Origin of the sequence: Blautia sp. An249, from assembly GCF_002159835.1 — a bacterium.
Taxonomy (GTDB): Bacteria; Bacillota; Clostridia; order Lachnospirales; family Lachnospiraceae; genus Blautia_A; species Blautia_A avistercoris.
Window position 1 is genome coordinate 69854 of sequence record NZ_NFJL01000004.1, and the last position, 14107, is coordinate 83960.

The 14107-nt window shown below is 46.5% G+C and carries 12 protein-coding genes; 5 read left to right on the forward strand and 7 right to left on the reverse strand.

Translation table 11 applies throughout. The features are described 5' to 3' along the window. Positions 1–41 precede the first annotated feature (41 nt). Together B5F53_RS05405 and gpr are read right to left on the reverse strand one after the other, a co-directional pair. Positions 42–1067 carry a stage II sporulation protein P gene (locus B5F53_RS05405; RefSeq protein WP_242970252.1) on the reverse strand — a complete coding sequence of 342 codons (1026 nt, stop codon included), beginning with the start codon at positions 1065–1067 and terminating at the stop codon, positions 42–44. Between the two features lie 153 nt (positions 1068–1220). After that, on the reverse strand, positions 1221–2129 hold the full coding sequence (gene gpr, locus B5F53_RS05410) for a GPR endopeptidase (protein WP_087221330.1): 909 nt from the start codon (positions 2127–2129) through the stop codon (positions 1221–1223). 209 nt (positions 2130–2338) lie between these two features. On the opposite strand from gpr, the gene rpsT reads away from it, so the two are divergent. Beyond that, positions 2339–2602, forward strand: coding sequence for a 30S ribosomal protein S20 (rpsT, locus tag B5F53_RS05415; protein WP_162610529.1), 264 nt, complete (start codon positions 2339–2341; stop codon positions 2600–2602). Between the two features lie 255 nt (positions 2603–2857). Here the strand turns inward: rpsT and holA are convergent, their stop codons facing one another. After that, complete coding sequence (holA, locus tag B5F53_RS05425; RefSeq protein ID WP_087220969.1) at positions 2858–3844, reverse strand: DNA polymerase III subunit delta; 987 nt, start codon at positions 3842–3844, stop codon at positions 2858–2860. Positions 3845–3981: 137 nt separating this feature from the next. On the opposite strand from holA, the gene B5F53_RS05430 reads away from it, so the two are divergent. Both B5F53_RS05430 and B5F53_RS05435 read left to right on the forward strand, forming a co-directional pair. Then, positions 3982–6171, forward strand: coding sequence for a DNA internalization-related competence protein ComEC/Rec2 (locus tag B5F53_RS05430; protein ID WP_087220972.1), 2190 nt, complete (start codon positions 3982–3984; stop codon positions 6169–6171). Positions 6172–6277: 106 nt separating this feature from the next. Then, positions 6278–7195 carry an AEC family transporter gene (locus B5F53_RS05435; RefSeq protein WP_087220975.1) on the forward strand — a complete coding sequence of 306 codons (918 nt, stop codon included), beginning with the start codon at positions 6278–6280 and terminating at the stop codon, positions 7193–7195. Between the two features lie 2 nt (positions 7196–7197). Here B5F53_RS05435 and B5F53_RS05440 read toward each other — a convergent pair whose 3' ends face one another. Next, positions 7198–8067, reverse strand: a complete 870-nt coding sequence (locus B5F53_RS05440) for a LysR family transcriptional regulator (protein WP_087220978.1) — start codon at positions 8065–8067, stop codon at positions 7198–7200. Between the two features lie 133 nt (positions 8068–8200). On the opposite strand from B5F53_RS05440, the gene B5F53_RS05445 reads away from it, so the two are divergent. Next, positions 8201–9592, forward strand: a complete 1392-nt coding sequence (locus B5F53_RS05445; RefSeq protein WP_087220981.1) for a YfcC family protein — start codon at positions 8201–8203, stop codon at positions 9590–9592. Positions 9593–9606: 14 nt separating this feature from the next. Next, a complete protein-coding gene (locus tag B5F53_RS05450; RefSeq protein ID WP_162610530.1) occupies positions 9607–10776 on the forward strand; it encodes a M20/M25/M40 family metallo-hydrolase in 1170 nt (389 codons plus the stop codon). Between the two features lie 57 nt (positions 10777–10833). On the opposite strand, the gene B5F53_RS05455 is transcribed toward B5F53_RS05450, so the two are convergent. The 3 genes from B5F53_RS05455 to B5F53_RS05465 are packed head-to-tail and all read right to left on the reverse strand — an operon-like array spanning position 10834 to position 14105. Further along, the gene (locus B5F53_RS05455) at positions 10834–11979 is read right to left on the reverse strand and encodes a GerMN domain-containing protein (protein ID WP_087220986.1); all 1146 of its coding nucleotides are present in this window, start codon (positions 11977–11979) and stop codon (positions 10834–10836) included. Then, on the reverse strand, positions 11976–13403 hold the full coding sequence (locus B5F53_RS05460) for a sensor histidine kinase (RefSeq protein ID WP_087220989.1): 1428 nt from the start codon (positions 13401–13403) through the stop codon (positions 11976–11978). Before B5F53_RS05460 ends, B5F53_RS05455 begins: the two co-directional genes overlap by 4 nt. 12 nt (positions 13404–13415) lie before the next feature. Beyond that, positions 13416–14105 carry a response regulator transcription factor gene (locus B5F53_RS05465; protein WP_087220992.1) on the reverse strand — a complete coding sequence of 230 codons (690 nt, stop codon included), beginning with the start codon at positions 14103–14105 and terminating at the stop codon, positions 13416–13418. Between the last annotated feature and the right edge of the window lie 2 nt (positions 14106–14107).

Here is a 14107-nt window from a genome sequence, read left to right on the forward strand (position 1 = left end):
AGAAGAAAACCTGCAAGTCCACTCTCAAAAAGGGAGTATTCCTACTCCCCGCTTAAGACTTTATTTAAAATATCTGCGAACGGCTCCATGGCGTTTCTTACCTCTTCCACCGTGTTGGTCTGGGCTCCCACCTCTAAGAGCAGCGCCCGGGGACGCAGATGCAGATTATAGCGAAGCCCCGACAGATAGATTCCCCGGTAAAAGTCCGGGTAATACTGTGCCGCCTGCATTTCAAGCTGGAAAGAAAAGGCCAGATTATCCTGGATATAGGGATTGGGCAGATAGTCCACCGGACCGTTATTTACCGTATAACTAAGGCCGTTATAAAACATAATCTGAGCCGTTGGTTTCCCATTAATTTCTGTCACCAGACGGCGGTCTTCGGGAACTCCGTCCCGGTGCAGATCCAACACCACTTCAATGGATGGATTTTCTTCCAGAAGAGGTTCCACATACTCTCTGGCATAATCATAGGCCCGATTGCGGTCAATCTGCCCGTCCACCACATCGAACTGTTCCGTTACATGGAGAACCTGATAGCCGTACTGCTCTGTGAGAAGCTGTGTCAGATAGTTTCCCATACCCACAACTCCGTCTTCCGGATTACTGGTATCGGAATCTGCAAAAAATTCCTGAGAATGGCTGTGATAGATGAGAATCTGGGGCTGGGAAGCATCTTTTTCCAGGGTCAGATCCTTCTCCATGAAGGCTGCTGCATTCAGGTTCTGAGAATCCGCCGACGTATTGGTATCCACAATAAAAAACTGGTTCAGCAGATAATCATAATCCGCCAGTTTCTCCGGGGATAAATCCAAAACAGGACAGGGTGTCTCCGCCACCGGCGCCAGCAGATTGTTTCCGGCAGAAGCCGTCTCTGTTTCTTCCTCTGCTTCTGTTTTCTCTTCTTCCTCCTTCTCCACAGCGCCTTCGTTTTCTCCCATTACCTGGGTATTTAAGTAAGCTTCGTTAGCTTTTACAATTTTCTCATAGGTTTCCGGATCCTCTGTCAGAGGGCTGTAGACACTTTGTTCCTCCAGAAAGCGGTACAGGGGAAGCTTGTTCCACAAAAAATCCGGACCCTGCCTGAAATTCTGAAAGCCAGGACTGTACAAGACAAAAATCCCCGCCATGCACAGGCATAAAAGAATGCAGCACGCCTTCTGGACATTCGTCACTTTATCACCTCACCTCTTAGACTATATATGAGTCTAAAGAGGAAATTATACTTTCTCAAAGGCAATATTCAGTCCCTCTGATAAGGTAAAACTCATTCTTCTGACCGTCTCGTCCACATCTTTGGGCGTCACAAACAGGCTGTGCAGATGAGGAGATATCATCTCTTCCAGAAACTCCTTCTGCTCTGTTTCATCCAGAACTTCCAACAGATGCGCCATAGAATCATGAACAATGGTCGCCGCATCCACCACGGTAGGCACCCCAATCCCGATAACTTTTACCTGCAGATTTTCCTCGTTAATCCCTTCCCGGTGATTCCCCACGCCGGAACCGGGCGTTATGCCGGTATCGGTAATCTGAATGGTTCTGGCCAGCCGTCTGGTGCTGCGGGCAGCCAGGGCATCAATGGCAATCACCACATCCGGGTTGGTCTCAGAAACCACCCCCTGAATGATTTCCAGGGTTTCCATGCCTGTCTGAGCCATTACTCCCGGAACAATTCCGCTGGTCCGGTGCATCTTTTCCCCGCCCATGTTGTAAACTCCGTATTCCCGGATAATGTGACGGGTCATCTTCAAATGGCTTACCACCTGGGGACCCAGGGAATCGGCGGTTATTTCCTGATTGCCAAGGCCCACTACCAATACAGACAATTCCCGACTCAGATCCAGCAGGCTGCGAAGGTGATGGGCAATCTCTCTGGAAATCTCCCGATGGTAATCCTCATCAGGCACAGACAAATTGGGCGCTTCCAGAGTAATATAGGTTCCCTGAGGTCTTCCCATGGCTTTTGCACCGTTTTCCGTTTCGATTTTCACCACTGTGGTTTTAATGTCCCGCTCCTTATCATACTTCTCCTGAATTACCACACCCCGGATTTCCACCTGCTCTTCTTTAAACCTTTCTGTGGTTTCCAGGGCCAGGTCCGTACGAATCCTGTAATTCTCCATCATAATTCCTTCCTCCGTTATCATACTTATCCCTCTTATGAGGTCGTGATAATTTTTTCTTATTTTTTGCAAATTTTACGGAATTATGTATTGACAAGAAAACCCACATATACTAAACTATATAAGCATGTTCCATAGAAATGTCCGTGTCTGTTTCTGTGGAGAACTTTGATAAATCATTTAAATCATTCGTCAAATTGGAGGTGTACAAATTGGCTAACATTAAATCTGCAAAGAAAAGAATTTTAGTAAACAGAACAAAAGCTGCGAGAAATAAGGCAATCAAGTCTGCTGTTAAGACAGCTATTAAGAAAGTAGATACTGCCGTAGCAAACAAAGACAAAGAAGCTGCAGGCGCTGCATTAACCAATGCAATTTCCGCAATCAGCATGGCTACTTCTAAAGGTGTTTACCACAAGAACAACTGTGCCAGAAAAGTTTCTCGTTTAACAAAAGCCGTAAACAGCATCGGCTAATAAATAAATGATAAGACAAAAGCAGTCATCCCGTCAGTGACTGCTTTTTTATTTTTATGAAAGCCCCGGACTGCGGCTGCAGGCATGGCAAGTTTACTTGCCCAGGCGCGCAGCCATAGGACGGGCAAGACGGCACGAGCACGGGGGATACCTCTGGTATACCAAGCAGTGCGAGTTCCGTTGTCGGATGGCGTGAGCGCATCCGCGCGCAGCCATTCGGCTTTCAATAACATCCCTTGCCCCGGAGTGGGGCTTTTATGATACCTGCTGACTGTATTTTATTATCAGAAGCTCCACGCTCATCACGTCCTGCAGCCGGCCTGTCTTTACAGCCTCTTCTGCCTCTGCAAAATCCTCCACCGCCTGCTTTAACTGCTCTCTGGTATACTGGCGGGCACAGCTTAAGAGATTCCGCACCGCAAAGGGAGGCACTTTCAGACGGGAGGCTATCTCCTGCTGATTTCCGCCTTCCATAGCCATCTCCTTGGTCTGGAGAAGCTGGTAAAACTGCCGGGCCAGCAGAAACAGAATCCGCATGGGCGGCTCTTTTAAGGTAAGCAGATCATAATATAAATCCAGAGCTTTTTTCTGATTTTTCTCTGCCACCGCCCGAACCATATCAAAAATCTTATTGGTGGTCTGAGTGGTACAGACTGCTTCAATATCCTCTGCCGTAATCACATCCCGTCCCATGGTATAAGTCAGAAGCTTTTCCACTTCCATACGTACATTTCCCATATCGGTTCCTGTTTTCGTCAGCAGAAGTTCCATGTTTTTCTGTGTGATCTTCTTTCCTTCTCTTCCCAGAAGTCCAAGAATCCAGCGCACCAGGCTCTTCTCATCCTGCCTCGCAAACTCCGTAATCCGTCCGGCCGCCTTCACCGCCTTATACATCCTGCTTCTCTTATCCACTTCCTCTTCTACGAAAATCAGACACAGATAATCCGGCAGTTCCTTTAGATAGTCCGCCAGTTCCTCACATTTATTCTTAAAAAAGCCCGTATCTTCCAGAAGAATCACCCGGCGCTCTGCCAGAAAAGGCAGCGTTTCCCCCAGATCAATCACTTCTCTGACCTGAATTCCCTTTCCCTGAAAGCGGGAAAAGTTCATGGTGTCCTCCTGGGGCATCAGCCCTTTTAATAATTTCTGTTTATACTGCTGTTTCAGATAACTTTCCTCTCCGTAGAAAAGATAAGCTCCCTTATAATTTCCTGTTTTAATATCTTCCTGAACGCTTTTCAATTTTTTAGCCCCTGTCTTTTTTTCTGTCTTTCATCTTACCATACCCTCTTTCCAACTGCAATCCTTCCTGCTCTTCTTGCAGATGCAGAAGTTTTCCGGTATAATATAAAAAATTCAATCAGCAAAGGAGAATAAGTATGTTAAAAAGACCCTTATGTCTCCTGTGTCTTTTGGTTTTGGCCGGAATCTGGCTGGCACAAACCATGGAATTTCCCGGTTTTCAGGACGTTCCCATCTCTTCCTCTGTGCAGGAATATCTCACTTCTCATCCTCAATGCCAGATTCTTGGTACCACAGTCCAACGGCACCAGGGAGAAACTTCTCAATCCGTCACCCTTGAACATGTCTCGCTCATCACGCAATCTGAAAAAATCCCCATTTACAATGTAAAACTTTATCTGGATTCCCCTTCCCTGCCTGCAATCGGTTCCCGAATCCTGGCCGAGGCCCAGTTGGAACAGGCCGAAGAACCGGGAAATCCGGGAGAATTTGATCCCCGCCCTTACTATGCCATGGATGACATCTACTATCTGGGGTGGAAAGGAAAAATTCTGAAAACCTCTTCCTCCTATTCTGTCTGGCAGGAAGGAATGTGCCGTCTCAGAGAAACTCTGACCCGAAATTTTGAGACTATGGCCCACGACCAGGGTCCCGTCCTTTCCGCCATGCTGCTGGGAGAGAAAAGCGCTCTGGAACCTGAGACAAAAGCCTATTATCAGATGGCGGGAATTATTCATATCCTGGCCATCTCCGGCCTGCATATTTCCATGATCGGAATGGGTCTGTACAGGCTCTGTCAGAAAGCCGGCGCAGGCCTGTGGATTTCCGGTTTTCTATCTCTGCTTCTGATGATTCAGTATGGAACCTTCACCGGATCCGGAACGGCCACCATGCGTGCAGTGGTCATGTTCCTCCTCTCTGTGGGCGCCCTGCTTACCGGCCGCTGCTATGACGGTTTCACAGCCCTTGCCCTCTCTGCCCTTCTTCTCGTCGCCGAACATCCGGCCTGTATCTATAACAGCGGTTTCTTACTGTCTTTTGGCGCGGTGGCAGGCATCTACTACTTTCAGCCTCTCCTGGATAAAAAATGGACTACCGGATTCTGTGCCCAGCTCCTTACCATTCCTGTCCTTCTCTGGTTCTATGGGGAACTCTCCCTTTATGGCATTTTGCTGAATCTTCTCCTTCTTCCTACCGTCAGTATCGTTCTCGTCTCCGGAATCGCAGGCGGTCTGGCCGGACTGTTCTCTACGGCTGCGGGAACGGTACTTCTTCTTCCGGCCCGGGGACTTCTGCTTCTCTATGAATGGGCCGCCAGACTGGGCTGCAGCCTTCCTTTCTGCACCTGGACGGCAGGACAGCCCTCCTGGAGCCAAATCCTTTTCTATTATTCCCTCCTTTTTCTGGCAGCCCAAATCTGGCGCATTTCCAAAGACAAAGAAAAGCACCTGCCCCTCTCACCCTGTCGGCTTAAATTCTTTGCCGCCCTTCTCTGGCTTCTTGGGACTTTCTGCCTGGGAATCCATCCTCAGGAAGGGCTTTCTATCACTTGTCTGGATGTGGGACAGGGAGACGCCATCGTGCTTCGCATGCCGGATGGAGCCTGCTATCTCACAGACGGCGGCAGTGAAAGCAAAAACTGCGGCGCCTATCAAATCCTCCCCTATCTGAAAAGCCAGGGAATTTCCCGTGTGGAGGGAATTTTCGTCAGCCACACAGACGAAGATCACATCAGCGGTATCCGGGAAATCCTTCAGGCACAAATCGATAAAACCACTTCTGTCCGGGTAAAGGGCCTGTTTCTTCCCCAGTGGAATGTGCATCCCCAGGCCTATGAAGCCCTGGAAAAACTGGCAGATCAGGCAGATATTCCCATTACCTATTTAAAAGAAGGAGATTCACTGAAACGCCAGGACGTACAAATCCAGGTACTGGCCCCATTTCGGGAAGAGCAGACAGGAGAAGATACCAATGCCTCCAGTATGGTGCTGAAACTTTCTTACGGAAACATCACCGGACTTCTTACCGGTGATATAGGCGTGGAACAGGAACGAAAACTTCTGGAAGAGACCGGGAAGATCCAGTTTTTAAAAGCAGCCCACCACGGTTCCAAAAATTCCAGCAGTCTGGAATTCCTACAACAGGTATCCCCTGATATATCCTTTATCTCCTGCGGGAAAGACAACCGATACGGCCACCCCCACGAAGAAACCCTGGAACGATTAAATGCAGTGAAATCCCGGATTTATACCACTGCCCAAAGAGGCGCCCTCACTTTACAGACAGACGGGCAGAATATAAAAATAACCACCTTTAAAAGGGAATAAAACGTTTCTATAACACTTATGTTATGTATATATTCTCTAATAAATATTGGATTTTTTGTGATTTTAATTATAAAATAAATAAAAATCAGAAAAAGGAGAAGGCAAAATGGAAATTGCCGGATTATTGCTCAAAAAAATTATTGTCATGTATTTGCTCATGGGAATTGGCTATGTCTTATATAAAAAAAACTGGCTTACGAAAAACGGAGCAAAGGAATTGGGAAATCTTCTTTTGCAGATCATTTTGCCCTTTACCATAGTAAATGCTTATTTATCGGAGTACTCTGCTGAGAAAGTAAAATACCTTTTCTACTCTTTTATGCTTGCACTTTGCACCTTATTATTTTCCATGGCGGTATCTTACCTGTTTTTTAAAAGGAAATATCCCATCGAAAATTTCAGCAGCGCCTTTTCCAATGCAGGATTTATTGGAATTCCTCTGGTTCAGTCCATTTTCGGAACAGAAGCTGTTTTCTATATTTCCTCTTACGTGGCTTTATTAAATGTTTTCCAGTGGACTTACGGCGTTTATATGATGACCGGAAAAAAAGATACCATAAAACTGAAAAACCTCTGCAAAAATCCGATTCTAATCGGTATGGTTCTGGGAATTCTCTTCTTTGTCTTTCGGATCTCCCTCCCGGAAGTCTGCCTGGAAGTGCTTTCCTCTGTTTCCGGAATGAACGCTCCCATAGCCATGATTATTTTAGGAACCTACCTGGCCCAGCTTTCTCTGAAAGAAGTCTTTGCCGGCAGACTTACTTATCTGGCCAGCGGTATCCGCCTGGTTTTAATTCCCCTGGGAACCTGGCTTATTTTATCCCTGTTCTCTGGTGTATCTTACGAAATCCGGATGGTTGTTATGATTGCTGCCAGCACTCCTGTGGGATCCAATGTGGCAATCTTCGCACAAAAGTATCAGCTTTCATATACCCAGGCAGTAAAGGAAGTCTGCCTGAGCACCTTAATCAGCCTCGTCACCTTGCCTCTTATGGTCATGCTCGGTTCCTGCTTCTGGGTATAAAACTACATATTCTGCAGGCTGTTAAAAAACGATACCGTAAGATTCCTAAACTCTCTGAACAGTGCAGGATTGGCGCTCAGGGGACGGCACCTTGTGAGAATAATATAGCGAAAGCAGGAAAAATCCGTCAGTTTTTTCAGAACAATGGCATCGTTGTTCTGAAGGTTCCAGGTTTTTTCCGGGAGAAGGGCTATCCCGTAGTTTCTGTCTAAAAAATCTCTCAGCATACTGGGATTGGAGCAGTACAAAGAAGTTTTTGGCCTGAAGCCGGCCTTCTGAAAATAAAACAAAGTGGTGTGATACAGGTCGTTGCCAGGTTCCAGAATCATAAAAGAATTGTCTGATAAATCTTGAAAGGAAAGTCTCTCCTTATCTGCAAGGGGATTATCCCTGTGCAGAGCAACAGAAAGTCCCTCTTTCAGGAGAACATCTGAATTCGCATCTTCCGGAAATGAAATCCCGGAATGGATGCGGAAATCAAACTCTCCCGAAGCGGTATCCTGAGAAATGTGAAAAATGACATTTGGGTATAAAGAATGAAACTCTTCCAGCAACATCGGCATTAACGCAGAGGCGGCTTTCACACAGAGGGAAATCGTATTTTTCATCTGGTTCTGCAGTTTGAAAATTTCGCTTTGGGCGCTTTCTAAAGAAGAAAAGATTTGTTCCGTGTGCTTCAGTAAAATTTTGCCATACTCATTGAGGACAATATGGCGGCCCTTCCGGTCAAACAGGGGAACTCCCAATTCCCTCTCCAGACGTTTAATGGACTGGCTAAGAGCCGGCTGGGCAATGTGAAGCTGTTCGGCAGCCAGGGAAATATGCTGAAGCCGGGCCGCTTTCCGGAAATATTGTAACTGTAATAATTCCATATATTTCACCCCAAATATCTAATGAAAATCAATAGACTCATTATATATTTTTTATTTTATAGATTCAAGCAATCCCCGAAATGCTGACAAGAAACGATAAAAGAAAGCCAAGATTCTACAAAAGGAGAACCCTATGAATAATCAAACGAAAAAAATAAAATTTCAGATTCCTCACGCATATGTCATCATTTTTCTATTATTGATCTTTGTCTCCCTAATGACTTATGTCATCCCTGCCGGTTCCTATGAGCGCTATGAAGATCCGGCCACCGGAACAGAACTGGTAGAACCCGGGACTTATCAGCAAACAGAAGCCAGCCCCGTCTCTCCCCTGGAAATCCCCACGATGGTGGTAGATTCCATGACCAACAATGCGGAATTGATCTTTTCCATCATTATTATTTCCGGAGCCCTGGAAATAATACTTGGAACCGGAATGTTTCACGCTTTTTGCAATAAACTTTCCAAAGTCTGTGCCGGAGGAAAGGAAAAATTTTTCATCCCCTTAATCATGCTGGTTTTTACAATCCTGGGACTCACACAGAGTACAGACAAATTCATCGGTTTCGCCCCTATCGGTGTGATGCTGGCTTTAACCTTAGGCTATGACGCCATCGTGGGAATCGCCATGGTGCTTCTCGGCGTTGGAATCAGTTTCAGCGCAGGCCCTCTTCATGCTACCACAGCCGTAGCCCAGGAGATTGCCGGTCTCCCCCTTTATTCAGGAATGGGCTTTCGAATTGTTACTACTGTCATTCTTTACATTGTCACAGTTTTCTACACCGTTCGGTATGCAATGAGAATAAAACAGGATCCCACAAAAAGTTATCTGCACGGCGTAACGGGAATCCTGGAATTCGACCCAAAAGATGCGGAAGTTTCTCTGTGCAAACGCCATTATGCAATTCTGGCAATCTTTATTGTGGGCATTGCCGTCCTGATGTATGGATGTAAGACCTGGAACTGGGGCATGGCAGAGACTTCCGTACTCTTTATCTGGCTGGGAATCATCTGCGGACTTGTGTACGGAACCGGTCCCAGCAAAATCTGTAAATTATTTATTAAAGGAGCCAATGCCTCCACAGGCGCAGCCCTGGTGGTGGGCCTGGGCGCAGCCGTATCCCTGGTATTGACCTCCGCCGGCATTATTGATACAGTTGTTATGAATCTCTCCAATTTACTGAACTATATGCCGCTGATTCTAAAAGCGCCTGCCATGTTCTTAGTCAACATCGTTATTAATTTCTTCATTCCTTCCGGAAATGGCCAGGCTGCAGTGGTTATGCCAATCATGGCCCCCATGTCCGACGTTATCGGCATCTCCCGCCAGAATGCCGTTTACTGTTTCAAACTGGGGGACGGTCTCTGCAACTACATCCTGCCCCACGCTTCCGCGCTGATGGGCTTTCTGGGAGTCACCGGAGTTCCCTATGACAAATGGATGAAGTTCATGTGGAAACTATTCTGTATCTGGCTGGCAGTCGGTATCGTACTGAGTATGATTGCCACCGTTATGAATTATTAAGGAGGAAATGGAACATGTATGAAAAATACGCGGACGCTTTTCACTGGCTGGAAAGCCAGAAAGAAAATATGATAACTACGCTGAAAAACTTTGTGCAGACTCCAAGCTGCGGACGGGAGCCAGAAGATGTGATAAGCTTTTCGGAAATGTTTCTTGAATTCCTTGAAAAAGAAGGCTTTTCCTGCAGATATATCCCTGTGGGAAATGAAAACGGGGGAACCATCTCCGCTATATACGGAGAAGAAAGAGAAGGAAAACCGATTCTTTTCTCCGGTCACTATGACACAGCTCTTTACCGCCAGATCACTGACAAAGAAAATCCCTGGAAAAGGGAAAAGGGAAAACTGTACGGCTCCGGAGTTCTGGATATGAAGGGTGGTATCGTCATCGCCATTTACTGCGCCAGAGCGCTGAAGCAAATCGGCTGGGACAAGCGCCCCCTTAAGATGATCTGGTCCGGCGATGAGGAAGTGAATCACAAGGGAAGCAACGGTGGGGAAATTTTCCACAGAGAAGCTCTCGGCTGTGAATGTGCCTTTCACATGGAAACCGGGTTTCCCGAAAAAGAACTCTGTATCGGCAGAAAAGGCGGAGTTCGCTGTAAGATCCAGGTAGAAGGAATCGACGCCCACGCAGGGAAAGATTTTGAAAAAGGGCGAAACGCCATCGTGGAAATGGCTTACAAAATCCTGGAAATAAAAAATCTTACCAATATGGACAGAGGCACTACCCTTAATGTGGGAACCATCCAGGGCGGAACCATTTTCAATTCTGTTCCGGCTCACTGCGAAATCATTGTGGATATGAGGTTCACCTCCAATCAGGAGCTGGCTGACACCAAAGAAAAACTGGAGGCCATTCTAAAGAAGACCTACGTGGAAGGGACCACTACCCACTGGGAATATATTGACAGTATGCCCGTATTTGAAACAACACCTGAGGGACTAAAACTCTTTCGTTTTCTCCAGAAAACTGCCGAAAACGCCGGACTTCCCGTTCCTGAGAGTATTTACAGCGGCGGCAGCTCTGACGCTGCGGCAACTGCTATGGCAGGCGTTCCCACAGTCTGCGCCTGCGGAACCATCGGCGAGTGGAACCACACCACCAAAGAATACATCTGGGAAGATTCTCTGGTGGAACGGGCAAAATTCTTCACCGCCGCCATATTAGATATTTTCCAATAATTGAACTCCTTAATAAAAGGACGCTGATCCCTTTTGAAATCAGCGTCCTTTCCTCTTCTATCTATTCTTCTTTTCTGCGGCTTCCTCTGCAGCTTCTGCCGCTTTCTTCTCTGCTTCTGCAGTTCCTGCTGAACTCTCATTTTCCTTTTTCCCAGACTGGGGAGCAGCGGACGGCTTCTGTGTGACGGCAGGGGTAGCTTCCACTTTCTGAGGCTTTTTCTCCTGTTCCATCTGCACGCTCTCCTCTTCTTCCTCCTGGATCTCTTCCATCTTCACCTGATCCACCAACTCTGTATTTTTCTCATAGGGCTGTTTCAGATCCATGCTCTCCCGGAAGACCACGTCCTTCTCACCGTTTACCAGAAACTGCACCTGTTTCACCTGACATACGTCCACCAGGGAATTCACAATGGAATACACAGGAATCTGTTCCTGGACAGCCAGCGCTTCTTCCACAAAAGACTGATCGAAATTCACGTAACAGGTATCATTGGAGGTGACCACGTTTAACAGATTCAAATCCTCCGGAAGAGTTTCATAATTCCCCTCTTCTCTCGGGCCTTCCAGAAGCTGCTCCATCACCACCTTTTCCAGGGGAAGATAGCTGTTATAATATACATTTCTCTTTTCCGGAATCAGGGTGTCTCCCTCCCGGTTGGTAAAATACAGGGTAAGTGAAACATACTGGTAGGAATTTAAATCCTGTCCCTGTTCCACAAAGGTATCTCCGTCCATCAGTCCCACATCTTCTCCCCGGGAATTCTTCAGGGGCGTTCCCTCTATGGTAAACTGAATGCCGGTCACCTGAGATACGCTCAGAAGAGTTTTCACAATGCCGGCCCGTACCAGAACCTCCCTCTGTGTCTCCATCTGACTGTAGGCTTTGTTAAAGTCAATCGTTAATATAGTCATATCTTTCGACAGAGTCTGAGAGTTCATTTTTACTCCTTCCGGCAGAAGCCGGACTCTCTCCTCCGAGTTTTCCTGATTGGTGATCTGCTGCATTAGTTCTGTCACAATCCCCTCTGTGGAGGTTTCCTTAGGCGTATAGTATTCCCCTTTCAACAGATCCTGACTGCTGTTCAGATAATAAATCTGATAATCGGAGACTTCCTGCTCTTCTTCCTTTACTTTTACCGAGCAGCCTGCCATTACACAGGTTATAAGGGCCAGTAACAGAATCGAATACATTATTCTTCTCATTTCGGCACCTCCTGGAGAATATAGGATAAGGGAATCCGAATGGAAAATGTGGTTCCCTCCCCTTCTTTGCTGTATACTTTAATGGCGCCGTGATGCATGGCAATGGCGCTTTTGGTAATTGCCAGCCCCAGACCGGTTCCTCCGATTTCCTTGGAGTGGGATTTATCCACACGGTAAAATCTCTCGAAAATTCTCTCCACCGCATCTTCCGGGATTCCCATTCCGGAATCGGCCACGGTCACATAGAAATATTTATGATCCGCATCCAGAGAAACTCTTACCCATCCGTCGTCCACGTTGTATTTAATTCCGTTTTCCACCAGATTAGAAACTGCAAGGGTAAACTTCACCTCGTCTACATCTGCTTCCACCGGACGGAAACTGTCTAAAATCAGGTCAATATTCCTTTTATCCGCAATAGGACGCAGCCTTTTCAGAATATCTTCCAGCAGGTTATTGATGTTCTGTTTACTGATATTTAAATCGGCCGCTTTCTTATCCATTTTCACCAGGGAAAGCAAATCGGTAATAATTTTATTTTCCCTGTCAATCTCCGCAGTAATGTCCTGCATAAATTCCTGATACAGTTCTTCCGGCACTCCCTGCTGTCCCACAAGGGAATCTGCCAGCACTTTCATGGAAGTCAGCGGGGTCTTCAGCTCATGGGAGACATTGGATACGAACTCCTGACGGGATTCGTCCAGCACCTTCATTCTGCTTAACACTTTATTAAATGCATCCGTAATCAGTTCCGTCTCCGTGTAATCCAGTACGGAAATCGTTCCGCTCTGGAACCCGTCCGTAAGATCTTCTATGGATTTTGTCACCTTTGAGAAAGGCTTCACCAGGAAACCGGAAAGCACATAACTGAGAACAATTACAAGAGCAATGATAATTCCCAGGAAAATAAACGCCCTTTGCTCTAACAGAGAAATGGTTGTCTCAATTTCCGTGGTAGACGCCGTAATCAGCATAACGCCTGAATTCTCTTCATTGCCGATGGGTATGGCAATCTTCAGAAACTGACTTCTCTGATTGTATCTGCTGCTTTCCTCTCCCTGGAAACACCGAATCACATCCGCAGACAGAATGGTTTTTCCCTCATCGATCCCATAGGTGTCTTTAATGACCCGGAAATCCTGATCAATAAGCATAATTCTTCCATTATAAACATTCGCCAACAGTTCAAGCTGACTGTTGGCGGCCTCAGAATCCGGATGATTCAGATAATCTTCCTGTATGAAAACATCATTTAAAACATTGCACTGGCTTTTCACATTGCTGGTACGCAGTTCCATGGCCCGGTCGCTGTACCCTCTAACCACACTGCCGGCAACAATCACACTTGGCACAATTCCCAGAATCACAAGAAGAATCATAATCCGGAAGCGCAGACTTTTAAAAAAGTTTGACTTTACCTTCATGCCATCCCTCTCTTAACTCTGGAAATAGTATCCTACGCCCCACTTGGTATGAACGTACTTGGGCTCGCTGGGGTTTGTCTCAATCTTTTCTCTCAGTCTCCGAATATGTACGTCCACTGTCCGGACATCGCCGGGGTATTCATATCCCCATACAATATTCAGCAGGTTCTCCCGGCTGTAAACTTTATTGGGATTAAAAACCAGAAGCTCCAGCACATCAAATTCCTTGGCAGTAAGATTAATCTCTTTTCCGGCAATAAATACCCGTCTGCCTTCACAGTCCATACGGAGATCTCCCACTTCCACGGTTTTCGCCTTTTCTTTTTCTTCATGATCAGAACCTGCACGGCGGATAATGGCTTTAATTCTGGCCTTTACTTCCAGAATGTTAAAGGGCTTGGTAATATAGTCGTCCGCGCCGTACTCCAGTCCCAGGATCTTGTCCATATCCTCGCCTTTGGCTGTCAGCATTACGATAGGAACGTTTGAGAATTCCCGAATCTGCTGGCATACCTGCAGGCCATCCAACTTGGGAAGCATTAAATCCAGCAAAATAATGTCGTATTTCTTTTCTTTTGCCTTTTCCACTGCTTCTTCCCCGTCATAAGCGCAGTCAACTTCCATTCCATCCTGTTCCAGGCTGAAACGGATTCCCTTAACAATGAGTTTTTCATCATCTACCACTAATACTTTTCTGCTCATGA

Bases quoted from the DNA above. Each gene is read 5' to 3' on its own strand.
- gpr (WP_087221330.1), bottom strand. From the start codon at position 2,129: ATGATGGAGAATTACAGGATTCGTACGGACCTGGCCCTGGAAACCACA.
- B5F53_RS05430 (WP_087220972.1), top strand. From the start codon at position 3,982: ATGTTAAAAAGACCCTTATGTCTCCTGTGTCTTTTGGTTTTGGCCGGA.
- B5F53_RS05435 (WP_087220975.1), top strand. From the start codon at position 6,278: ATGGAAATTGCCGGATTATTGCTCAAAAAAATTATTGTCATGTATTTG.
- B5F53_RS05440 (WP_087220978.1), bottom strand. From the start codon at position 8,067: ATGGAATTATTACAGTTACAATATTTCCGGAAAGCGGCCCGGCTTCAG.
- B5F53_RS05445 (WP_087220981.1), top strand. From the start codon at position 8,201: ATGAATAATCAAACGAAAAAAATAAAATTTCAGATTCCTCACGCATAT.
- B5F53_RS05450 (WP_162610530.1), top strand. From the start codon at position 9,607: ATGTATGAAAAATACGCGGACGCTTTTCACTGGCTGGAAAGCCAGAAA.
- B5F53_RS05455 (WP_087220986.1), bottom strand. From the start codon at position 11,979: ATGAGAAGAATAATGTATTCGATTCTGTTACTGGCCCTTATAACCTGT.
- B5F53_RS05460 (WP_087220989.1), bottom strand. From the start codon at position 13,403: ATGAAGGTAAAGTCAAACTTTTTTAAAAGTCTGCGCTTCCGGATTATG.
- B5F53_RS05465 (WP_087220992.1), bottom strand. From the start codon at position 14,105: ATGAGCAGAAAAGTATTAGTGGTAGATGATGAAAAACTCATTGTTAAG.